Source organism: Paenibacillus sp. 102 (genome assembly GCF_039549175.1).
Lineage (GTDB): Bacteria > Bacillota > Bacilli > Bacillales > Bacillaceae_G > Bacillus_A.
Map to the genome: position 1 here is coordinate 50,007 of NZ_JBCGHT010000019.1, position 24,293 is coordinate 74,299.

General features: G+C 32.6%; 18 protein-coding genes and 6 pseudogenes. 8 read left to right on the top strand and 16 right to left on the bottom strand.

Annotated elements, in window-relative coordinates; translation table 11 throughout:
- Positions 1–731: 731 nt before the first annotated feature.
- Complete coding sequence (locus AAIE21_RS24870) at positions 732–1,910, bottom strand: tyrosine-type recombinase/integrase (RefSeq protein WP_343269215.1); 1,179 nt, start codon at positions 1,908–1,910, stop codon at positions 732–734.
- A gap of 404 nt (positions 1,911–2,314) precedes the next feature.
- Here AAIE21_RS24870 and AAIE21_RS24875 point away from each other — a divergent pair.
- A pseudogene (locus tag AAIE21_RS24875) lies at positions 2,315–2,608 on the top strand (helix-turn-helix domain-containing protein); the annotation flags it as partial.
- Between the two features lie 733 nt (positions 2,609–3,341).
- Positions 3,342–3,566 carry a hypothetical protein gene (locus tag AAIE21_RS24880; protein ID WP_098056872.1) on the top strand — a complete coding sequence of 75 codons (225 nt, stop codon included), beginning with the start codon at positions 3,342–3,344 and terminating at the stop codon, positions 3,564–3,566.
- Between the two features lie 66 nt (positions 3,567–3,632).
- Here the strand turns inward: AAIE21_RS24880 and AAIE21_RS24885 are convergent.
- Positions 3,633–3,923 (bottom strand): annotated as a pseudogene (locus tag AAIE21_RS24885) (DDE-type integrase/transposase/recombinase); the annotation flags it as partial.
- 64 nt (positions 3,924–3,987) lie between these two features.
- Between AAIE21_RS24885 and AAIE21_RS24890 the strand changes: the two are divergent.
- The 3 genes from AAIE21_RS24890 (at position 3,988) to tnpB (ending at position 5,687) form a co-directional block, all read left to right on the top strand.
- Positions 3,988–4,110, top strand: a complete 123-nt coding sequence (locus tag AAIE21_RS24890; RefSeq protein ID WP_343269216.1) for a hypothetical protein — start codon at positions 3,988–3,990, stop codon at positions 4,108–4,110.
- Between the two features lie 79 nt (positions 4,111–4,189).
- Positions 4,190–4,588, top strand: coding sequence for an IS200/IS605 family transposase (tnpA, locus tag AAIE21_RS24895; RefSeq protein WP_343269217.1), 399 nt, complete (start codon positions 4,190–4,192; stop codon positions 4,586–4,588).
- Between the two features lie 10 nt (positions 4,589–4,598).
- Positions 4,599–5,687 carry an IS200/IS605 family element RNA-guided endonuclease TnpB gene (gene tnpB / locus AAIE21_RS24900; RefSeq protein WP_343269218.1) on the top strand — a complete coding sequence of 363 codons (1,089 nt, stop codon included), beginning with the start codon at positions 4,599–4,601 and terminating at the stop codon, positions 5,685–5,687.
- Positions 5,688–5,816: 129 nt separating this feature from the next.
- On the opposite strand, the gene AAIE21_RS24905 is transcribed toward tnpB, so the two are convergent.
- Positions 5,817–6,737: a CPBP family intramembrane glutamic endopeptidase gene (locus tag AAIE21_RS24905; protein WP_343269229.1), complete on the bottom strand. Its 921-nt coding sequence runs from the start codon at positions 6,735–6,737 to the stop codon at positions 5,817–5,819.
- Positions 6,738–7,832: 1,095 nt separating this feature from the next.
- Here AAIE21_RS24905 and AAIE21_RS24910 point away from each other — a divergent pair.
- The 3 genes and pseudogenes from AAIE21_RS24910 to AAIE21_RS24920 all read left to right on the top strand — a co-directional run.
- Positions 7,833–8,355, top strand: a pseudogene (locus tag AAIE21_RS24910) (S-layer homology domain-containing protein); the annotation flags it as partial.
- A 445-nt stretch (positions 8,356–8,800) separates the two neighbouring features.
- Positions 8,801–9,553: an adenylate/guanylate cyclase domain-containing protein gene (locus tag AAIE21_RS24915; protein WP_343269219.1), complete on the top strand. Its 753-nt coding sequence runs from the start codon at positions 8,801–8,803 to the stop codon at positions 9,551–9,553.
- A 352-nt stretch (positions 9,554–9,905) separates the two neighbouring features.
- Positions 9,906–10,745 carry an NPP1 family protein gene (locus AAIE21_RS24920; protein ID WP_343269220.1) on the top strand — a complete coding sequence of 280 codons (840 nt, stop codon included), beginning with the start codon at positions 9,906–9,908 and terminating at the stop codon, positions 10,743–10,745.
- A gap of 192 nt (positions 10,746–10,937) precedes the next feature.
- On the opposite strand, the pseudogene AAIE21_RS24925 reads toward AAIE21_RS24920, so the two are convergent.
- The 13 genes and pseudogenes from AAIE21_RS24925 to AAIE21_RS24980 all read right to left on the bottom strand — a co-directional run bounded on the left by AAIE21_RS24925 (position 10,938) and on the right by AAIE21_RS24980 (position 23,962).
- Positions 10,938–11,335: pseudogene (locus AAIE21_RS24925) on the bottom strand (DUF2243 domain-containing protein).
- A gap of 315 nt (positions 11,336–11,650) precedes the next feature.
- Positions 11,651–12,613 (bottom strand): annotated as a pseudogene (locus AAIE21_RS24930) (pyridoxal-phosphate dependent enzyme).
- Between the two features lie 177 nt (positions 12,614–12,790).
- Positions 12,791–13,180, bottom strand: a complete 390-nt coding sequence (locus AAIE21_RS24935; protein ID WP_343269221.1) for a VOC family protein — start codon at positions 13,178–13,180, stop codon at positions 12,791–12,793.
- A 241-nt stretch (positions 13,181–13,421) separates the two neighbouring features.
- Positions 13,422–14,129 (bottom strand): annotated as a pseudogene (locus AAIE21_RS24940) (IS6 family transposase).
- A 355-nt stretch (positions 14,130–14,484) separates the two neighbouring features.
- The gene (locus AAIE21_RS29685; RefSeq protein WP_481858711.1) at positions 14,485–14,589 is read right to left on the bottom strand and encodes an SEC-C metal-binding domain-containing protein; all 105 of its coding nucleotides are present in this window, start codon (positions 14,587–14,589) and stop codon (positions 14,485–14,487) included.
- Positions 14,567–16,396: an FtsX-like permease family protein gene (locus AAIE21_RS24945; protein ID WP_343269222.1), complete on the bottom strand. Its 1,830-nt coding sequence runs from the start codon at positions 16,394–16,396 to the stop codon at positions 14,567–14,569. Before AAIE21_RS24945 ends, AAIE21_RS29685 begins: the two co-directional genes overlap by 23 nt.
- A gap of 16 nt (positions 16,397–16,412) precedes the next feature.
- Complete coding sequence (locus AAIE21_RS24950) at positions 16,413–17,174, bottom strand: ABC transporter ATP-binding protein (RefSeq protein WP_097890028.1); 762 nt, start codon at positions 17,172–17,174, stop codon at positions 16,413–16,415.
- Between the two features lie 283 nt (positions 17,175–17,457).
- Positions 17,458–18,531, bottom strand: a complete 1,074-nt coding sequence (locus AAIE21_RS24955) for a sensor histidine kinase (RefSeq protein WP_343269223.1) — start codon at positions 18,529–18,531, stop codon at positions 17,458–17,460.
- Positions 18,528–19,214, bottom strand: a complete 687-nt coding sequence (locus tag AAIE21_RS24960; protein WP_343269224.1) for a response regulator transcription factor — start codon at positions 19,212–19,214, stop codon at positions 18,528–18,530. The genes AAIE21_RS24955 and AAIE21_RS24960 overlap by 4 nt, the downstream gene beginning before the upstream one ends.
- A 797-nt stretch (positions 19,215–20,011) precedes the next feature.
- Complete coding sequence (locus AAIE21_RS24965; RefSeq protein WP_343269225.1) at positions 20,012–20,719, bottom strand: IS6 family transposase; 708 nt, start codon at positions 20,717–20,719, stop codon at positions 20,012–20,014.
- 557 nt (positions 20,720–21,276) lie between these two features.
- Positions 21,277–22,128, bottom strand: coding sequence for a P-loop NTPase family protein (locus AAIE21_RS24970; protein ID WP_343269226.1), 852 nt, complete (start codon positions 22,126–22,128; stop codon positions 21,277–21,279).
- 332 nt (positions 22,129–22,460) lie between these two features.
- The gene (locus AAIE21_RS24975; protein ID WP_343269227.1) at positions 22,461–23,141 is read right to left on the bottom strand and encodes a protein kinase family protein; all 681 of its coding nucleotides are present in this window, start codon (positions 23,139–23,141) and stop codon (positions 22,461–22,463) included.
- 263 nt (positions 23,142–23,404) lie between these two features.
- Positions 23,405–23,962, bottom strand: a complete 558-nt coding sequence (locus tag AAIE21_RS24980) for a hypothetical protein (RefSeq protein ID WP_343269228.1) — start codon at positions 23,960–23,962, stop codon at positions 23,405–23,407.
- Positions 23,963–24,293: the final 331 nt, after the last annotated feature.

Below are 24,293 nucleotides of genomic sequence, written 5' to 3' on the forward strand. Positions count from 1 at the left end.
TTTATCATTTCGATAATATCATCTTCTCTCAGTTTGAAAAATAATAGATTTTATTTTGTATTTTGAATTCGTAAAAAGCCATAAAAAATAGAGGGTGATACATAAATATATACCCAATATGTATCACCCTCTATGTCTAAAAAGTTATAAGTCTTCCTCCCCAATTCGCATGATGATACCTGACAAATGTTATTCTGTTTAAAGAAGTAAAAGATACATGAATAGTACCTGTGTCAGAAATGGAAGATGTAATTTACGATAATGGTTGGCGAGCAAGACCTACATTTTATACTGTGGGTTATACTGAAAATAAACAAAATGTTATAGATGTGTAGATAGGGTGCTAGTCCTAAAATTTTTAAAATCCTATTTAAAGGATTCGTTTTCATAAATTATATTTAAGTAAACCTATTTCTCTTTATTTGAACGAAAATTATATATAAACCTATGGGTGGACAGCATCAAGAAAATAGCTTATCGCTATAAACCCATATTTTCCTGATGTACCCAATGTCATTTTATATGTTTAATATTTATTGCCGGTCATGGTCATTCAATAATCATGTTATTATTCTTAGATATTTTTATATTTAATATATAATTTTTATACAATAAATCTTTTTTAACACTGATAAATTTAACTACCTTAGTGGGTTGCTTATTCTTAGCTGTATTAATAAATACATTCAATCTTGACAATATAGCTAATATTCAATATCTATTTTATACTACTAGTTTCCATTTAACATATCTGCAAAATTAGTACCTACATTATTCTTACGTTTCATATGCTTCTCTAAATATATCTTTGTTGTTTGTATATTTTCATGCCCTAAAGTTTGCATAAGATGATATAGGTCTGCATTCCCTTGCTCTACAGACATAATGGCAAAAGCATGACGAAATGTATGTGCGGTTACAGGATTTTCACGGTATTGTAAGAAATCTAGATTCGTCTTTTTGATCATATCGGTTACTTGATTGGATAACGTTTTGGGATTATAAAATGTACCTCTTTGTGTAACAAATAATGGGTTCTCATCACCCTGGTTCAATATAGTCTCAAATCCTCTTCTCTTTCTCGTTTCACAAATGCAATAATATAAATGCTCCGTAATAAATAATTCGCGCACTTTATCCCCTTTTCCAACTACTTTTAGCCAGTACTTCCCGTCATAATACATGTCTTTCACAGAAGCATTGCACACTTCACGAATACGTGCTCCAGTACTAGCTAATGCTAACAAAATTGTATAATTTACAAGATGCCCCTTGTTTTTATAAAACTCCAAGATTTTCATGACCTCTTCATAGGATAAATCACGGTTTGGTCGATCTTGCTCATTTACATTAGCACGCTGTAGTTCTTCATGAAGTGGTTTATCAATATAACCGTATTTGTGTACATGTTGTAAAAAGGATCGAATTATTACTGTTTTCTTCGCAAGTGTTGCAACTGAATAAGTTGATTCTTTCCGGCCATTTTTTACGTGTTTTAACCAATTATTAAATTTCCGAATATGCCAAGGTTTAAGTACTTTTAATAAGGAAGCTTTTTGCTGAACCTCTTCCCCATTCACTTCAAATTGATCGGCATGTTCTACCATACTTTGACAAAAAGATAAGATTTCAAACAAATAACTTTTCTTTGTATCCTCTTTTCTATTTTTCTTCTCATCCATATCTTTTTGTAAATGAACAAAATGATAAATGACTTCCAAATCACTTAAGTAAAAATATTTGTCTTTTCCCTCTTTTTCTGCTGTCTCCATTTTTTGCTCAACTTCATGTTTATAACTAGTATTATTCAACAAGGGAACTATATCTTGAATGTTATCTATATATGTATCAATAAAATGATTATAATCATTTTGAATTGTTGTAAGTTCGTTTCTTTCATTGTTATTCATACAATGATTCCTCCATTACATCTATATCATCAAAAAAATAGTTATTATATTTCATTATACTATGAAGTTTATTTTACTTATATAAACATATAAAATTATATTTTATCTTTTTTCTGTAAGAACGCTACATTCTTCTCTATTAGACTATACATGTAATTTTTAATAAATTATTATTAATTGTATATGTTTTTAAAGATGTTAAATTTTATGTAATGCAGTAAATGTACTTAAATATATATTTAAATTTAAATTGACTATGAGTTTAGTATTAAATTATCTTAAAATGTAGGTTTTAGATAAAATTTTAAATATATTTAAATCAGGTTTTATATGTTCATAACACTTTGATATACTATATTTATAGCTTATAGATTATTGAAATTAAGCACGGAGGTAGTACTTTCATGACACAAGATTTATTGTTTATTACAAAGCCAACAGTTACTACAAAAGAAGCAGCTGATTTAATGGGTGTTACCGTACAAACCATTCTAAAGAAAGAAAAAGAAGATCTACTTGAATGTGTATATAAAGATAATTGGAAACAATTTGAAAGCGGAATATTTTACTTAGAAGATATTGAACGATTAATGAATACAGAAGAAACGAAAGGTTTAAGTACAAAAGAAGTAGCTAAACTTTTAAATGTGGCACCATCTACCATATTTACTTATATTAAATCAGGAAAATTACCAGCAAAACAAGCTTCAGCAGCTACATTAGATAACTTTACTGTTGTATCCACAGCAAATTCATATTATCAAGGGCAAAGCTTTTTAGTGAACTACACACCACTTAGCGAAGCTTGAAGTGGGTGCTTTTTGGGAAGTAGATACTTTTATTAGCTATCTATATTTACCAAGCTATCCCCGTCGCACCGACGGTTCGTATTTGTAGCGCAAAAAATACCAATTTTAGTTCTTGGTAAGAACCCACCGCATTTTAGCGATTATGACTGTTTTATCCATATCAACGTCATGGCTTGGCTTTCGCTATTTTGATATGGTGACGAATTGATTGAAGATTTTACGATACGAATCTTTTCTCGTATCAACCTCATATCTTCAGTTTTCAAAGAACAATCTGTATGTAATGAGTTGACTACAATCTTTTGGCTAGTGCCAAACCGAAATTCATCTCCCACCTATCGTTGGGCTATCGCCCTGCACACACTTGAGGAAGGAGACTTCTTTCGGAAAACGTTAAAATATGACACAACGCATTCATTCTTTATAATCGTATTGGATGAGCACATTATAGTGCTCTTTTTTTATTGAACCAAATTGACATTTGAAGAGATAGTACTTCCACTTCTTTTTTCTTAAAATATCCTTAAATGTATCTAGATTTAAGAGTATAAAAAAATGAGAATGGTATAATTTTCTAAAATGGACTAAATAAAGTTGATTTTAGAAAAGGGGTAGAGGGAAAATGTTTCAGAAATTTAAATTTTATTTAATCAGCATTGTGGTCAGTTCGATATTAGGGGGAATTATCATAGGTGCTAATTTCTTGTTCCAAAACATATACGGATTAATTGCAGGTAAAGGATTTTATTTTAATATGTGGCCTTCTGTTATTATATTTTGCATAGTGTTTATTTCTAGTTTTGCATATATGTTGAGGCAGGGGCCAGATATACTTATTAATGATTAATTCGGTTCTGGTGCAATGATAAAGTAAAAAAGAATATAGCTCATATATTTCTAGCGGAATTCTATTTTATGCTGTAAGCCCAAACAATCGATGGATGAATTCTTTCTGTTTTTGGACAGACTGATCCCGTAAATCAATCTGTTGTTTTTTAATCATATGCATAGCTTCCACTCCTGCAAGAATGGATGTAGCTGTGCTAAAAGACTTGAATCCTAACATAGAACAAACATGTTTCTTAATAAAATGATGATCTTGTTCCACTATGTTATTGAGATTTCTAACTTGCCTTAGCTCTATGCCTTTAGGCATATGCTTTTCTTCTTTCAACGCTCGAATTGCTACAGGATAAACGGGGTGGTTCTGTTGCAAAGTTTTAAAAAGTAAGCTACACTTTTGCAAAATAGATTGAGGAGCATGACAAATGGGATATTTTAAAGGAAAACAATTTAAAAAAGATATTATTTTAACGAATTATCCGAAAGAATTCTCCTTCCTCAAACGTGTGCAGGGCGATAGGTGGGAGATGAATTTCGGTTTGGCGTAGCTAAAAAGCACTTAACTTTGCTTTTTATTTTTTTGTTCTGATATAATCAGTCTTATAAAATAGAAAGGTTGGTATTACAGTGAAATTAGATAGTAATAATCATTCAGTATTCCTATTGTATTATCACCTTGTATTAGTCGTGAAATACAGAAGAAAAGTATTTGATGATGATATGTCGGACTATGCAAAAGACATGTTTGTACGGTTATCTGGGAAGTATAATATAACATTGGTAGAATGGAATCATGATGTTGACCATGTACATATCTTGTTCAAGGCACACCCGAATACAGAAATGACAAAGTTCATCAATGCATATAAGAGTGCAAGTTCTCGATTAATAAAGAGAGACTTTCCTCAAGTGAAAAAGAAGCTTTGGAAAGAAATGTTTTGGTCAAGAAGTTTTTGTTTGATTACTACAGGTGGATCATCACTAGACGTAGTAAAAATATATATTGAAAATCAAGGCGAAAAGTGAGGTGTAGAAAATGTTGAAAGCATACAAATATCGTATCTATCCAAATAAAGAACAACGAATGTTTTTTGCAAAAACTTTCGGATGTGTTCGGTTTGTATATAACAAGATGCTTGCTGATAGAATCGAATCTTATCAAGAATCACAAGATAAACCTGATAAATCTATCAAATATCCTACTCCTGCACAGTATAAAGCTGATTTTCCGTTTCTAAAAGAAGTTGATAGCCTTGCGTTAGCGAATGCCCAACTGAATTTGAACAAAGCATATGCTAACTTTTTTCGTGATAAATCCGTTGGATTCCCTAAATTCAAAAGTAAGAAAGATAACCACCGTAGTTATACAACGAATAACCAAAAAGGAACAGTTTGCATTGAGAACGGTTATATCAAGCTGCCAAACTTAAAGACATTGGTAAAGATTAAACAACATAGACAATTCTTTGGATTCATTAATTCCGTTACAGTTTCTCAAACGCCTACTGGTAAGTACTTTGTATCGCCTTTGGTAGAAGAAAATGAAAAAACATTCCCAAAAATCGATACAAAAGTTGGTATTGACGTAGGATTGAAAGACTTCGCGATACTGTCTAATGGTATAAAATATGAAAACCCTAAATGGTTGAGAAAGCTTGAAAAAAGATTAGCCTTTCTGCAACGCTCTTTATCACGCAAAAAGAAGGGTTCAAACAATCGAAACAAAGTTAGATTACAAGTCGCAAGACTTCATGAGAAGATTGCTAATCAACGTAATGACTTTCTTCACAAGATAAGTAATGAAATCACAAACAAAAATCAAGTAATTGTGATTGAGGACTTAAAAGTGAAGAATATGAAAAGGAATCACAAGTTAGCCAAAGCAATCAGCGAAGTATCTTGGTCTAAATTCAGAGAATACCTTGACTATAAAGCAATATGGAAAGGGCGGGATTTGATAATCGCACCTAAGAATTATGCAAGTAGTCAACTATGTTCTGGCTGTGGCTATAAAAACAAGGAAGTCAAGAATCTAAACCTTAGAGAATGGACTTGTCCTGAATGTAATAGTCATCATGATAGAGATGTAAACGCAAGTATCAACTTACTAAAACTAGCCATGTAATTGGTATTTTCTTTAGGGGCAGGGACTGCCCTTATAGCTTGGTAAATATAGATAGCTAATAAAAGTATCTACTTCCCAAGAAGCCCCACTTCAAACAGTCCGTAAGGACGTTAAGTGGCGGGTAGTTCACTAGAATAAAATCTGAAATAGATACTGTGGAGGTGCATTAATTAAACCATGGACGAGAATGATAGCCCACACATTGCGATAACGCGTCCATAAGTATCCGAGGAATAGACCTACGATACCAAGGTTCGTAATGACTGTCGCTATATCAATATCCCAATGACCAGAGCCATGAATCGCAATATGCCAGCTCGCCCAAAGAATCGATATAAGAAATATCGCTGGCCAAGTGCCTAGTAATAATTCCAAACGAGTTTGTAACCAAACCCTGTAAAAAAACTCTTCTAGCACACTATTAATAAGAAATCCTGTGAGTAGAGAGATAATTAACATCGTTGGGTCTGTTATACCCGTCGAAACAAACGGTGTAGAGAATACAGAAAAGAAGTTTAAGTAAACCCATATTATGATGACAATAAGTGGTGCAAACCAATACCATCTATTATTCAAAGTTGATTTTATGGGTTTAAATCGTTCTCTTTTGGGGTTAACTTGGTAAAACAAAAGAAGCATTAGTGGAATGAACAATATAAAAATAAATTTAGTTAGCATGAACCACAATTGGAATTTCATTCCTTCAAAGTTTACTAAGAGAATGCAGATTGTGAATAGGAGTCCGCACAAGAATAAGGCAACTGATTGAATAATGATACGCCTTTGCTCAAAATTACGAAGTGGGTTGTATTTTTTATAATGAAACGGTATAAAATGGACGAGAAGTATACCAACAATTGCAGGAATCCACTTATTCCAAAAGGGAATCGTTCCCTCATGATCCCCACTATAACGAATGTTCATTTCTCCAACCCATATAATCCAGAGTGATGATATCAAAATAACAAGAATACTCATTACTGCAATTAACTTCCCGGTTTTAGGAAAATAAGTACTATAATAATTTTCCATGCTTTCCCGACCTTTCATCATACAATTGTGAAGCATTTAACCCCTGACTTCTGTTGTTGATTTTGAACTGTCAACATTTCGACATCAATTATGAACTTGTTTCCCATCGTTCTTGGAAATGAACAAGAACTGCTATATGATTCTAAAATCTCTTAACATATCTACATTTACTTTTCTCAAAAGTTTCGTGTCTTTTTTAGAAAGGTTGTAACTTTATTTTAAATCCACAATTACATTACTTATCCTCACACAGAAATGGAATATAATTACATATAAATCTGTATTTATGTTATATTATATATAAGTAAATGAAATTCATGTTATCGTTGACTATAATTCTTAATTACGTTTAGACAGTGAATTTTGTTAGGTGCTGGACGTATATTGCTATCAAATCCATAAAAAGACCGATGTCTCTCGATCTCTTTGATTGTTCTGTAGTCTGGAAAGTTATAATCTATGTCTACATGTATTAAACAAACATTTGATTCAAGTACCATAATGAAACTTTAATAAGTATATTTAAAATATTGCAAATACTGAAAAGATAACAACTTGTTAGCTTTTCAATAGAGTACACTCTATTGAAAAGGTTAAATATGCAATTTTGCATTTTATTAATTTTTTCATTATATAAATATATTGATTCGTATATAATTTTAGGGTTATAAGGATAGCATGCCATCCCTATCAAGTTAAGGTATTAAAGTAGCTTCTAAACAAAAAGTTTAGTATTTTACAGTTATTTATGAGAATTCAACTCTTTTGTTCGTTTTAGGAAACAACCCATTTCTTAAGTTGATTGGTATGTATGGTGAGTCCTATCTTAGTCTAAGTACATTATAACATTCTAACTATTATGGAGCGTGTATTATAATGAAAAAGATTTTATTATCGGTTATAACATTAGGAATACTTATAGGATGTGAAAAATCTGATTCGTGTGATGAATCAAGAGCCATCTACTCTGGAAATTGTAATTCTTCTAATACACTCACATTCGACAAAACTGAATTACAATTAGATTCCAGATAGTTGCTTTTATACTTAATTTTAAACTAATTGTTCATCAAATTATCTTTGGTGCTATTACCCTCTCATTACATAACCACGACATCGCCCTTTGCTGACGTATCGCAAAAGAGTAACTATAGAAGCCACATCTACAATCTTCATTCTTTAGATATCATGAATGCTAAATCAGGAAATCTATTCGATCCGATGGGCACCATGACACAAGGAGAATTTGCTGATGCCTTGTTACTTGCACATGGATGGAGCGCTTTCCCAGACAACAACAAAGAGTCCAAGGAGAAATTTATAGCGGGTATACCAGGATATGACCCTATGGCTCCGATTACTCGACAAGTCGCAGCAACCATGATTTAAAACTTGAAACAAATCCTACCTAACCAAGCTAATCAAGTAAAATTGCTTGCTGCTGCGGATGCCTGGGCGGTCCAATTCATTCAAGCACTTGCCCCACAAGGAATCTTAGACCCTAATACTACCTTCAAACGCTGAAAGATCCTTTATCTTCCATCCGAAGGATCTGTTGCTGCGTCAAGAAGCCTGTGCCTTTCTCAATCTGGCTTTTGGCTATCATGATCATGCTCTGCCTATTAAACAGAAGTAAGCATTCATTCAAACATGAATTATGGCAAACATTTAGGTGTAGTGTCCCATCAGCATCAAGCTAGAGCAAAATTATATTCATAAAACGAAAAAGTACGCAATTCTTTCTACAGAATTATAAGAAAGAATTGCGATTTTTGTATGCCTGTTTCAGTGTCTAATGAGCTACAAGAGGTGGTACTAGCGTTCTTATAACCGGGGCAAAGTAACGTTTCCTATATGAGAGATGCTACTTTTCTTCTTCATATTCCTTCATCATTTGATAAAAGATATTCCAGCATCTTCATTACCAATCCAAAAATTAACCCAATCCCTTAATTTGTTATATAACTCATCTTTTTTAGAATTATCCATATATAATACTCCTTCGTATTTTTGCATCTAAAACAATATTATATTACATATCTATAATATAATAAGGTTATATTATAATCGGAGGGATACACGTGCAAACGAATTTTAAAAGCTATGATTTTAATAAAAGTTTAGAGCGATTGGATGAAATATTGAGCTCTACAAGTACATTTGATGAAAAAAATAGCATTCCTAAACGTAGTGATTTAACATACACAAATGGATTTTATGTGAAATGTTCTGCCCTTTTTGTAGACTTACGAGGTTCTTCAAAAATTCCAAAGGTTCTTCAAAAAAAGGTGCTTGCTAAAATTTATCGCTCTTATATTAATGAAATTGTAGCTATACTTAATGGATTTTCAATTTGTAAAGAGATAAATATAGTAGGAGATTGTGTATGTGCTATTTTTGAATCCACATCGAAAACACATATAGATGTCGTACTACAAGCAGCAGCCCAAGTAAATTCTTTAATTTCTATCCTAAACTATAAGTTAGGAAAAAAAGGATATAAAACTATAAAAGCTGGTATTGGTTTATCGTCTGAGCATGTATTAATGTTTAAAGCTGGTTATTCAACAATTAATGATGTAGTTTGGATGGGAGATGCGGTAAATCAAGCATCTAAAATGTGCTCTAAAGCAAATAAAAATGAAATTAAGCAAATTGTTATCACACCGTTATTTTATCAAGACTTATGTGAAGATAGTCAAAAATATTTTACAAAATCAAAGTTTTTTGAAGAAGAGTATTATCATTGTGATGTAGCTGATATGGATATGAATAACTGGCTTAAAGAACAACGAATAAGAGATGCTCAAATACAACAAAAGAGTTTATGGTAATAGATAAGACCTTATAGGAAACTAAAAGGTCTTATCTATTTTTTATACTGCTATAAATTTAAATACAGAAGGGAATTTGCTGTAGATTTGAAATACGCGTTGGTTTTGATATAAAGGTTTACCTTTGAGAACAGAAATTTTCTCAAGGTGAAATATCGATTTTTCAGGATAATTATTACATTTTGATATTAAAAATCAATAATGAATAATATATAATACAACTAGTCCCCTATCCCATTGTACTAGAGGCTTTTGTCATTAAAGATTCTGAATTTTTTTATAAATTATTAAAATGAAAAATTTTTAAGAAACACAATTCGACGATGAGAATACTTTTTTAGGAGGTTTTATGATGAATAAAAAAATATACTTAAGTATATTTTGTTCTTTAGCTGCGTTAACAAGTAGTAATACGATAGCATATGCTGAAAACGTTAATAAATCTTTTTCGATACAAAAAAATCAAAATCCCTCAAATTTTTTAGCGACTTTACAATTTGATGGAACAGATTGGTTTGATTCCGGAGAACAAAATTTCCCGCAAGCTTTTAAGTTTCAATCTTATGATGAAAATATTGAGCACAATAAGGAAAATTTTATCAGATTTAAAATTGGAGAATCAATATTTGGAACCGGTTCAACAGCATGGAAAAATAGAGGTCCAAATGATCAAAGACCTGCTGTATACTTTCACAGTGTTACAAAAGGTGAATATGAAGTATATGAGTATTGGTTATATTATGCAGATAATGATTGGATTAATGATCATGAACATGATTGGGAAAAATATTTTGTATATTTAAAAAATGGAGAACCCTCACATTTACTCATATCTAATCATAATAGCTACAAAATAAAGCCTTGGTTAGATATCCCTAAAGATAACGGTCATCCTCTTATTGGTGTAGATGGAGGTTCACATGCAATGAAATGGCAATCAGAGGATGGTGTTCAAATCCGCTATAATGGAGAAATTTCCAAAAACAATGGGCGTTTAGATGAAGGGAATATTTCTATTCAACCATGGGTTATCTATAATAATGATAATTTAATAGGTGTTATTCCATATTTGAATCAACCCGATATTTTCTATTATGGTGATCCAGAATATAAATTGAATTCTAATGAATATGGCGATCCTAGAGATGCTCCTTGGAAAAGATCTGAATGGAATAATCCTCCTCTACCATAAAAAATTAAAACTTCTTTATATGAAATATGCTTTTTACAACATAACTAAGATCTGTATCACCAGAAACATCTCTCATAACATTAAAACGGGTCGTAGATGGTGCACCATCTACGACCCGTTTTAATATATATGCCCGCTGGTAAATTTACAAGACTATAATTCCTAATATTACCATACCCATGATAAATATGGTCATAGTTCATCAACAATTTTACATCTCAATGGTTTTTCTCTTCGTGTTCGAAAAACTATTAGAATGCCAATTAAAGTGATTACAATAGCAAGTATATTCCATATCAAGTCGTAAATAAGTACATTTTCCACATAGCGAATTTGATGTATTTTCATTAACTTGTGTTGGATTATACCATCGTATAACTGAAATCTACCACCAACCATCATTCCACCCCACCATCGTTTCAACCAAAATGCGTTTTTACAGCGAAGGTCAGCAAACATAAATAACGAACTGATTGTTGAAAACCAACTAAAAGCATGAAAAAAACATCTGAGACCAAGCCAATATCTGTTGTGGATTTGTTATAAACGTGATGCCAATGCAGTAGTTGGTGAAAAATAGTTTCATCTATAAAAGTAACTAGGCCTAGTCCGAACAGGATGCCCGACCATAAATTACGGATTAAATAGATAGAGTGAGCTATATAAAGTGAATTTTTAGTTTCAGTAGCCATCAAATTATATCCTTCCTACACATACACGTTCTTAGCTTTTCCAAGATAAATAGGTACTAAACATGCCCTGTTGGTTTAAAACCATTATTGGTAATTGAGAAAATGGAGGTTATGATAAGGTAATACAATCAATTTATTTTTTAATATGAACGAATATAAAATACAAAAAATAGATTATAAATTCATTTTAACTATAAATAAAAAAGGGAGAGATTATTGATCTCTCCCCTTATCTAATAAACTCTCTACATCTGACCACTCTTCTGTAGATCCTGCGTCTGGAAAAACTGTTACAACATTAAATTTTACGCCTTTTTCTTTTCCAATTTGTTTAGCAGCTAATAAGTTTGCTGCAGCAGACGTACCTATTTTAATTCCAGTTTCACTGTAAAAACACTGGACTTATTCATACAAAGTATCTTCATATGAATAAGCCCATTGTTTTTCTATCAAATAATCTTCCTTTTCTAAGAAATGTTGTTTCCTCCCCAGACCAAATCCACCTGATCCAGCATATTTCTTTAAACCATTTGGAGGTTGTTCAGAACCGTAAGGTAATTCGGCAGGCATTACCAAATGTAGCTCGACATTAGGTGTATAATCCTTTACTGCTTTATACACCCCCATTAGAGTTTCACCTTTCCCAGCGGATGCTATCCAAGCGTTAATTGATTTCTCTTTCATTTGTGTAATAATTTCTGGACCTGTTCCTTCCAGATGACTTAAAAGATTAGCGTTATTATAGTGTTGAAATAGAAAATAGTACTCCGGTTTTTGTTTGCTAATCTCTATCGCCTTCTCTATTACTGAGTAAAATCCCTTTAATTTATCAACCAAGATAACTTTTGTGCCATAATTATCGAGTTCATTTAATAATGATTTTCCTAATCCAGAACTTAAAACTAAAGTACACCCAATACCTAAGTGATAACAAATCCATCCAATTGCCCTTGCTAAACTTCCACCACTATACTCTAAAATATGTTGTTTTTTAATCGTTTCTTTTAAATATTTATTTATCATTCCAAGTGCTGCTCTATCTTTTATCGATCCTGTAGGATTGTGCCATTCACATTTAGCATAGATAGAAAGATTCTTTATTTCTTCGCACTCTAATTTAATGAGCGGTGTATTTCCGACTTTTCGAGAAAATTCCTCAAAATGATTTAATGTCATATTCCTATATCTCCTTCACATCTCATACTTACTAAATTCACGTCTGGTTAAAATACTTTTTATATTTTAATAGCTCTCTTAGTAAGAGTTCCTTATATAAAAATCCCTACAAATATTGTAGGGATTTATGTCTGAGTAGGTTTGTTACATTCTATTAAATATTAAAAAAAGCTTGTTTTATCCAACTGCATTCATGAGTACAATTCTCCAACCATCCGGATCTTCTATCGTCGTTCCCTTCTCTATCCAATACGGATTTTCCGGTTCAACTTCATGATAGCCCATTTTATTTAACCGATTCGTTATTTTTTCAATTTCATCTTTATTAAGCATATAAAAAACTAGTAAATTATCTTTTGTCGGCGCAGGACATGGACTTCCATTAACATGCCTTGTGAACTCTAAATGATACTCTTCATCAGGTAATCCAAACATGACCCCGTCGTATCCTTCATGATTTTGAAACTCCCCTATACGGTTTAAACCCAATCCTGTTTCATAAAAACCTATAACTTCTTCAAATTTATCTGTTGGTCTTGCAAATCTAAACTGAACCCAATTCTTCATGCAATTCCCTCCTTTTAAATTTTAAAAGCCTTACAATAGCTATTATATGTTGGAGATATCCGGATTAAAATCCATCATTCAGGGGAGAGCTATTTAAGATGAAAGACGTATAAATTAATAAACAGTAGGACTTTGGTATGAATTTTATTCAACAAAATGGCCCTTTAACGGAACAACTGGTTCTGGTGCAAAAATCATTTGATAGAGGCATAGAAACCTGCATAGACTGTTCAATGGTAGATTATGATGCAATTCCAAATAATTTATGTATGAATCTAACTTCACTTTGGGCAGACTTCACCTGTAAGTGAAGTTGTCCTTTTTTCATCATATGCATGGTTTCAACGCCACTCAATATAGAAGTGGCTGTTTCATATGACTTGAATCCTAACATAGAACGTACACGTTTCTTAATGAAACGGTGATCTTGTTCCACTATATTATTGAGATATTTAACTTGCCTTAGTTGTATGCCTTCAGGCATACGTTTCTCTTCTTTTAATTCTTGAATTGCTACAGCATAGGCAGGGTTCTTATCTACTGTTATTACGCGAGGTTTACAAATATGAGAAGCAGCCAAGGCTTTCTTAAAAAAGCGCTTGGCTGCTTGTTTATCTCTTGATTCACTTAGATAAAAATCAATGGTATTTCCTTCTGAATCGACTGCGCGATATAAATACATCCATTACCCTTTTACTTTCACATACGTTTCATCGACTCTCCAGGAATCATTTGTTGTCTTAAGATGACGTCGTACTCTTTCATCTAATTCAGGTCCATATTGATGCACCCATCGCATAATAGTGGGGTGAGCAATAGACAAACCTCGTTCCTCCATCATTTCCACCAAATCACGAAAACTTAGGTTGTACCGTAGGTACCATCTTACCGTTAATAAAATAATATCAGGTTGACAGTGCTTCCATTTGAACAAATTTTCCTTTTTCATACCGATCACACAACTTTTTTAGAGTAATAGTATCAGTATGTCCAAGATTTAGAGATTATTTGCAATTTCCCTGAAGTTTTTGCACCAGAACCCTATTTAGTATTTAATTGGTATATTTTGTCTTATTCCCCCTTTTCGGGGGATGGGCAAAAACACCCAATATATGAAAAAGATTGAAAAGAACACTAGATTCTTAGTGGTTTTACTCCTGTCAAGAAATAGACAGGAGTAAGAAGACTCAGCTACCAGCTGTGTTTCGATATTTCATCGGGGTACACTGGTTTGTTTTTTTGAATCCCATCTAGTTAACGAAAAAGAGATACCCCCAAACTGAAAAAAATGGGGGTATCTCTTTTTATATATCTAATTGGATTTCATCATTCATGTAACAAAATTCATATTTCTTTCCGCTATTACAGGGACAGGTGTCATTTTTCTTATTCTTCTTTCGGAAGTACAATTCCTTTATACAATTGAACTGTAATCAAGTAGTATATCGAGTAAATCACTACGAAAATAATAATTGGTAGCCAAATACGAAAGTACGGATCAGCCAAAAGAACGCTGAACATGTTCATACCAACTAATACGTGAACAATACCCACAATTGCGGGGACTAAAAATATAAAGAATAATTCCTTATAAATCGATTGTATTAATAACTCTCGGCGAACACCAATTTTACGAAGCATTTGATAACGTGTACTATCTTTGGATGCACCAGATAAAATTTTAAACATTAAGCAACTTGCCATCATTGCTAAGAATGCAAGTCCAACGAAGAAGCCCATAAACATTAGTCCGCTGGCAAAACCATGATTCATATTATATGTTTGATACTTACTATCCAGTTCTTCCGCTTTCACATTTTTATATTTCGCTATCTGTAATTCATCGAGTTTTTTCCATTCTTTTATGTAAGATCCAAAATCATCTGTTTTCCCAATAAACACAGTACTTTCTTTACCCTTCATACCATTGTATATGTTTTGATCTACAATTTTCATTTCATGATCAGGATACATATAATCTGGCTGGATTGTTCTGAAAGCCTGGATCCATTGTTTTGTGTTCGTCTCTCCTTTAACCCATTTTATTGAAAATGCACCAATTGGTAATCCCTCTGAAACTTTCTCTATTTTCATACCTTGTATGAAAGGGCGATTTTTCTCTAAATCTTCTTTTAGATAATAAACATACCTATCATCAACTTTGTAATGATATTCAATTTTTTCTTGAAATAAGATACCACCCAAAATTTTCTTTTCTTCCGCTGTTGGATTATGAATGACTGAATCGTAAATTCGCATTTGATCTGTAATTTTTAGGATGTTGTTTTTAAATGCCATACCACAAGCAATTCCACCAGCACCAAGAGCCACTAAGATTGCTACTGTTGCAAGCACATTTGTTAGGCCATTAATGCGGAAATTTAATTGTGCAAAAGTAAAAGCATTAAGGCCTTTTTCACTACGTTTTTTATTGCTCTTTAGCTTGTTAATCATAACTGGTAGAAGTGATCCAAATATAAGGTAAGTACCAACGGTTGCTGTGATTAATCCAAGGGCCATTAATCCCAAAATAATTAGCGGATTTGCATATGACATATAGATCAGTGATGCATAACCAATCCCCAATAAAAGAATACCAAGGAATGCAACTACAACTGTCATTTTTCCCTTTACGGCGACACGTTCTGTTTGTGCATCTGCATGTACAAGTCGTAATACAGAAATACGCGATAATTTAATACTATTCATAATTGCTGATAATATAAATAGTGCAAAGAAAAAGACGCAAGTAATAGTCATAGATGGCAGATAAAATGCTTTATAACCTTCACCAGCAAACTCGAGTTGTTTCATTAATAACTGACCGATACCTTCTGCAAGTCCTACACCAACTGTAATTCCAATCACAAGAGATGCGGCGCCTAGTATGATTGTTTCGATAAACATAAGTAAGGTAACTTTATGCTTTTTTGCTCCTAACATCATATACATACCAAATTCTTTTTGACGAAGAGCTGCTAAGAAAGAGTTTGCATATAAAATATAGAAAAATGTGATAACCGCTAGCAATATGGAACCAATTTTAAATACAGACGCAATATCCCTAATAGAAGAGTTAGATTCAAGGAATGTTGTATTGGATGCTAGCGTTTGAAACATATAAAAAGTTGAAATAGAGACAATAAGGCCAACAAGTAAGACAATGTAATCTTGGAACTTACTTTTTAGGCCTGACATGGAAAGCTTAAATAGCATGATTGAACTTCCTTCCTTACGCTTTTTGTGTGCCAATGTTTGCAAGCACGTCTAAAATTTCTTTATAGAACTCTTCACGTGTACCACCGCGATAAATTTCTTTATATAGCTCACCATCTTGAATGAATAAAATACGCTGACAGTAACTTGCACTGTACGGATCATGCGTAACCATCATGATAGATACACCTTGTTCTTTATTTAAGTTTGTCATCGCATCCAGTAAACTTGTTGCATTTTTAGAATCAAGCGCTCCTGTTGGCTCGTCCCCTAAAATAATTGCTGGCTCATGCACTAACGCACGAGCTGCTGCTGAACGCTGCTTTTGTCCACCAGATACTTCAGATGGATACTTTTGAAGGATTGCTGAGATTCCTAACATATCAGCTACCTTTTCTACTTTCTGTCCAATATTTCGTGATGGGACACCTTGAAGTGAAAGTGGAAGTGCAATATTTTCGTAAATAGATAAATTTTCTAATAAGTTAAAGTCTTGGAAAATGAATCCTAATTTTTGCGAACGGAAATCAGAAAGCTCACCTTGCTTCATTTTCGTAATATCCGTTCCTGCAATTTCAACAACGCCACCTGTCGCTTTATCTAACGTTGAAATTACATTTAATAATGTTGTTTTACCAGAACCAGATGGCCCCATAATACCGACAAACTCCCCCTCTTGAATTGAGAATGATACACCTTTTAACGCGTGCGATTGATTCTCACCTTTTTTACCGTACAATTTTTGAATGTTTTTTACATCTACAACTGGTTTTATCATATATATCCTCCTATGTTTGTTTTTTCATTTCTTTAAAATAAGCTGCTATTCATATTTGCTACTAACAAAATAGTCATGTTGCATCTACCTTTTCCATAAGGCTGTCACGATGTATCCAATTGAAAGCTGTAAAGAAAATTTTATTTTAATTTCTCCACTCACCTCATCGCTTTGAATACATACATGATAAACTATGAAAATTAGGAAACACCCTGTAAAATCCTTAAGAATTCTTAAGTTTTATAAAAAAAAGCTTATGGAACCTGTAATTCCATAAGCCAATCTATTTGATTGGATGTTCAACAATAAAGGATATCCAACCTTCTTTATATTCTGCATGTATATTACCATGATGAAGTTCAACAATTCTTTTTGAGATAGCAAGCCCCAGACCATTTCCCTGGTCATCTTTTCTTGCCTTGTCCCCCCTGAAAAACCTTTCAAACAATTTATTTGGATCGCTAACAGGTGGATTCTCGACTTTATTCGATACTTTCAAAATTGCTTTATTACCTATTAGTTCAAGACATACGGATAATTCGGATGGTTTCATGCTGTACTTTATCGCATTCATAAACAGATTTTCATAAACACGTACCATTTTTTCTACGTCTATGAAGATAGGTATTGTTTCTTCCATGATTGATTTTTGAACGATTAAACTTTCCTTTTCAAATATAGGAATGTATTCTCCAACTATTTGCTCCAACAAACCTGATAAATCAACTTCATTAAGGTTTAACTTAGCATCGATGCCTGATAAACGGGTATATTCAAACAGTTCATCAATTAGATATTTCATTCTCTTTGATTTTAAATAAGTGGTTTCGAGGTATTCCTGTAATTGTGTTTTACTGTCGTATTGCCCTCTTTTTAATAAATCTATATAACCAATAATAGATGTCAACGGTGTGCGTAAGTCATGAGATACGTTAGTTATGAGTTCATTTTTTGTACGTTCTAATCGTCTTTCCTGTTCAAATGTATTTTCCAATTCCTTAGACATATAGTTGATATTTTGAGCAAGTTGGGTCAATTCGTCCTTCCCCTTAATCCCAATTGTCAAACCCAGTTTTCCATTGGCAATATCATTCACATTATCAGAAATGAGCTTCAAATATACTATTTTCTTTCGAACCAATATCAAAAAAATGGCGATAAAAGTAAAGATTGCGAACGCGAATAAGAACAACATTACAAAATTGAATTCAAACATACTAAAAGTGTGGTAATTTCTCTCTATAGATGTTACGAATAGAAAAGTGAGGATTGTAAAAGCAAACGAAATAAAAAAACTAACTGCAACAGCACCAAGAAGTTTTATAATTATCTTATTTCTAAAACTAACATTCTTCATATTTTATAACCAATTCCCCACACAGTTTTAATATAAATGGGATGTTTAGAATCCTCTTCTATTTTGTCTCTTATTTTTGTAATATGCACCATGACAGTATTATCTGATTTATAAAAAACCTCTTTCCAAACTGCTTCATATATTTTTGCAACACTGAGAACAATTCCTTTGTTACGAGCAAGTAGTTCGAGTATATCAAACTCTTTTGGAGTTAGCCTTACTTCCATGCCTCTTATCCATACTTGACGTGTATCTGTATTTACAGTCAAATCACCAATTTCTAGGATGCTTTTATCATTATCTGTATTTGTATTATACTTTTTAAACCTTCTTAGTTGGGATTTTACTCTAGCGATTAACTCCAACGGATTAAATGGTTTTGATAAATAATCATCGGCACCAGAAGCTAGCCCTTGAATTTTATCTATATCCTCTGATTTTGCAGATAGCATGATAATAGGCATATTTCGTTCTTCCCTAATCTTCATACACGCTTCAATTCCATCCATATTAGGCATCATAATATCCAAAATAATAAGATCAAATTTCTTTTCTTCTAACAATTTTAAAGCTTCAATTGCATCTTCTGCCTTTTGAGTTTTCAGACCTTCATTTTCCAAATAAACAGAGATAAGATTCCTAATCTCTTTATCATCATCAACAATAAGAATTTTTGACTCCATATTATTCCTCCACATTTTTTCTCGTATTGAACAACTAAAGACATAAGCAAGTGGAACATTTTTATCTTACTTTCTTCAAGTTAATTCCTTCAATTATTTTGTCTCCAATAAACCTTGAACTTGGAAGGGCCACACCAACTGATTTCTAGTTCATTGTATACAGAAATAAGAAAGTGAATTATTTTCATACTTAACCCCCCACAGGTTTGAATTCATAATCATACACTAGCGTCCAAATCTTAAGAAAAAGGGGCAAAAGTTCTTAAGAATTCTTAAGCTTTCTACAGCATTTTGTCATAAGAATATATGGCCACTCTTGAAATGTTCACTATTAGCTAATCATCGTAATGGTATTTATTAACAAAATCTAAAAAATAAAGTAAAGTACTAGTTTCAATTTCCAATAATCCAAGTGGGAGCCCATAGTGATTTATATAAAATTCTGGGGTGGGCATTACATTAAATAATATTGGTAAAGAAATTCATAAATTTAGAAAGATATATACGCTAGCCTAAAAGGAGGCTGGTGCAAAGTTTCTTAACAGATAAAAAGTTGGTATGATTGCAGATGGGTTTTATGCGATCGTTAGTAATTGATGTAATTCATTGTACACTGAAAAAACGAAGTTTGGTTGTTGCAAAATGATTATGAATATCTAATCCAATTAGAAGACTACAATAATCAATTATCCGAAATTAACTTCATACAAAACTAATAACAAGCATAAAAAAACGGTTCTGGTGCAAAAATTATTTGATAGAGGCATAGAAACCTGCATAGACTGTTCAATGGTAGATTATGATGCAATTCCAAATAATTTATGTATGAATCTAACTTCACTTTGGGCAGACTTCACCTGTAAGTGAAGTTGTCCTTTTTTCATCATATGCATGGTTTCAACACCACCCAATATAGAAGTGGCTGTTTCATATGACTTGAATCCTAACATAGAACGTACACGTTTCTTAATGAAACGGTGATCTTGTTCCACTATATTATTGAGATATTTAACTTGCCTTAGTTGTATGCCTTCAGGCATACGTTTCTCTTCTTTTAATTCTTGAATTGCTACAGCATAGGCAGGGTTCTTATCTACTGTTATTACGCGAGGTTTACAAATATGAGAAGCAGCCAAGGCTTTCTTGAAAAAGCGCTTGGCTGCTTGTTTATCTCTTGATTCACTTAGATAAAAATCAATGGTATTTCCTTCTGAATCGACTGCGCGATATAAATACATCCATTGCCCTTTTACTTTCACATACGTTTCATCGACTCTCCAGGAATCATTTGTTGTCTTAAGATGACGTCGTACTCTTTCATCTAATTCAGGTCCATATTGATGCACCCATCGCATAATAGTGGTGTGAGCAATAGACAAACCTCGTTCCTCCATCATTTCCACCAAATCACGAAAACTTAGGTTGTACCGTAGGTACCATCTTACCGTTAATAAAATAATATCAGGTTGATAGTGCTTCCATTTGAACAAATTTTCCTTTTTCATACCGATCACACACCTTTTTTAGAGTAATAGTATCAGTATGTCCAAGATTTAGAGATTATTTGCAATTTCCCTGAAGTTTTTGCACCAGAACCGATTTATCATGATATTACAAAGATAATCAAATTAAAAGATATTTCTTAAACATCATTTTTAATTATCCCTTTATTTACATCGCTTTAAATGTATACTTTCTTATTATTTACTGGTTCGTTGCACGAAACCAACATCTCTAGCAAGACCTCGTAAGATATTTGGAGATAAAAAACTTTGAATCTCTTGAACAAATAGTTATAATTCGTCAGATACAGAAATAGATATACAAAAACGCTATCCTCTCGTTTTGAATTTATACCGAAAGAATAGCGTTTTTTTCATTTTTTTGTTTTGGGGTAATTCTCAATTCTTAAGTTGATGGGCATGGGGTACCGCCAGCATTTTGGAAAAAAAACACGCTAAGCAAAAAATACAATAAGCCGCCCATATGGACAGCTCATTTACATAATTATCGAAAGCGGAAGTTAAAAATTCTTAGTTTCTTGCTCAATTAAAGCACTACATTAATCTAGAAATTCAAGTAATTTCAATTTTTCAATTATCATTGACTTATATTTGATAGCTTCATACTGTGAATTATCAATTTTTGTCTTTTTTATATTTAACATATCAAATATTTCTCTTTCAATATCTCTTCTTGCTTCTAAAACTTTAATTGTTCCGTCTAAACCGTGATAGCCTTTCATTTTCGCATACCCTTGATTTGTATAATACTCAATAAATCCAGCAGACCATTCTTTTGCTCTTTCATTAAATACCTTTCTGAATGAGAATTCCAAATCATCTTGTTCTATATAAAACAATACTGGATTTAATTTCTCTATGATTTTCGCTAATGCATTAATATAACTTATAACTTTCTCTTTTTTTTCACCATATTTAACCATTCCGATTGTTAATGGATTTTGTATGAAGCAACATTCAAAAATATAAGTTTTATTTTCGTTGTTGGCTATTTCAACAAAATCCCTCCATTTTTCAATTATTAATTCAATATTCCTCTCTAGCGGTAATTCATATATATCATTTTTGAAAATGGTATTTAATAAACTTTCAGGAAAATTAGAGCTGTATTCATTTTTAATTTTTTTATATGGCAATAAATAATTGTTTCCTCGCTTCGTGACTCTATCACTAATTACTTCCCTAAAATTACCACTATTCACTAACAAACTTTCGAATTCACTTTTATCAAAACAAGATACCCCATCATAATCAGCAGGGTGGTCTGGATTCCCTTCAAGAAATAACTCAACGTCAATATTTTTTTCAATTAGAATATCGTAAAGCAAGTTTGCAGTGGTCGATTTCCCAAAGCCAGGAAGCCCTTCTACTATGATTAATTTTGTATTCAAAAAAATCTACACCTTTCTAAGACAAAATAAAAAGTTTTAAATTAAAAATAAATTGTCCACTGAACTCACCCTCACCTCTTTTTCTAAATTTTACCATCTGAATAATGCGGTAGTAAAGAAGTTTTTCTTGTATATCGTATACATAATCGGTTGACATAACATCTCATTATCAGTAGCAAGAAAAAGGCGGATCTCTACTCTCACAAGGAATTCGCCTTTTTCTTTTTCTATGATTCTATGCATTTTTTTATACTTTCCTATCCTGGCGTGGGTTTTAGGCTTCTCATTTGTTACTGAATTTGCCGAAAAACTGTATAAAATCTTGCATGCTCTTAGCGTGGGTTTTTTCCAAAATGCTGGCGGTAGCCCTTTTTAAGCTTCTTATATTTTCTATATGAACGTCTAACAATGTTTAACATGAAATACGGTATTTTAACAGGGAAAGGCAATTTATAAATGAAAGGCAAGTAAAATGTAAAATATGCCTTTTCTAGGTCTCTCCACTTACTATCTTCTTTTGTTTTTAAGAAATCAGATACATCGACTACATATCCCCTTCCGTTTTCCATCATCACATTTTTCCCGTGAACATCACAAGGAGTTAATCCTTGTTCCCTTGCATACTCTAAAGCTTCATTGATATCAAGGATTACCTGCTTAGGAATTTTAATCCCCTTATGAATAGCATCGTATAAGGTAATTTCTTTTAAACGTTTCAATACTATGAAATTTTCTCCTTTATATATAAGCTTCGAATAAGAAGGATGATTTCCGATTCTTCGGTATACTTCTGACTCTTTTTCAATTCCTTCTCCTTCTCGCGCGTAAACTTTCACTACCCAATCTTTGTATTCTTTGTGCATAAATACTGCGGCATAATTACCTGTCCCTAAACACTTCCAAAGTCTAGGAATATCTTTAACTACTACAGGCTCGAATTCATCCTCACTTCTTATGCTTACCTCTTTTAATAATTCGTTCTTTATCAATCCCACAAAACTATTTACACTCATCATTTCCACTCCGGTTTTGCTAAAAGGGGGCCCACCCCATGCCCATCAAGCTAAGATTTTAAGACACCCCCATAACGAGAATTTTACCTTTTTACAGTTATTTATGAGAATTCGGCTCATTTTTTTCGTTTTGGGGAACAATCAATTTCTTAAGTTGATGGCGATGTGGCGATACCCCTCCTAATAGATAGAATTGTATTCAATTAGCAATTTTTTTGCACTTAAAAAGAGTTAACAAGAACATGATGTTAGCTGAAAGTTCATTATTCAAAGAAAAAATAGCCTTGACCTGTATCGAGATATACTCTATTATCGAATTTGTTTTCATAATTCATTTTTACTGTATAACCATACAGCCGCATTGAATCGACCTGTCCTCGAACAGATTTTTTAACACTTTCCATTACATAAACATACTTGTTTACCGCTCTGTAAAAAGTATATTCCGTAACAATCGCTTCATGGGCATAAATAGGTGTATCATGATTAGGCGTCTCCTGTATTACATATTCAGTAGGTAGCAGTTTATCTTTTTTTATATGAACAAAGTATTTATCATCTGAACCTGGTGACCATAAGACCCACACCACATTCGCACCTGCTAACACTATACAGACCTTTTTTATAAAGCGTTTGTCTACCTCTTGTCTTATTAGAAATTGATATGCACAGAATGGGAAAGTGAAAATACCGACTGCAGCAACCCACTTATCCATTACCATATCATTTATCCAAAAAACTACTCCAGCAAAGCTTATCATAGCGTATACAAAAATGAGAAACGAAACTATCGCCGCTATCCTATACAACATCTTTGTCATTACTCCATCCCCTATTAAACCTAATATGTAAAAGAATTGAATCTCTCGTAATATTCATTGTAGGGGTACCACCACATCGCTATCAAGCTAACAAAACAAAATTCCCCCTAAAATGAAAAAATACGCTATTCTTTCTATAGAATCATAGGAAAGGATAACGTCTTTTTTGCTTTATAGATAGTACAAAACCTTAGCTTGATAATGATGTGGTGCTACCCCACATCCATCAACTTAAGGATTTAGACTATTTTTGAAGTTAAAAGCACGTTACTATTCTCTTATGTTAATGAGAAAGGGTGACGTGCTTTTTATGAATATGCATCAAAAACAA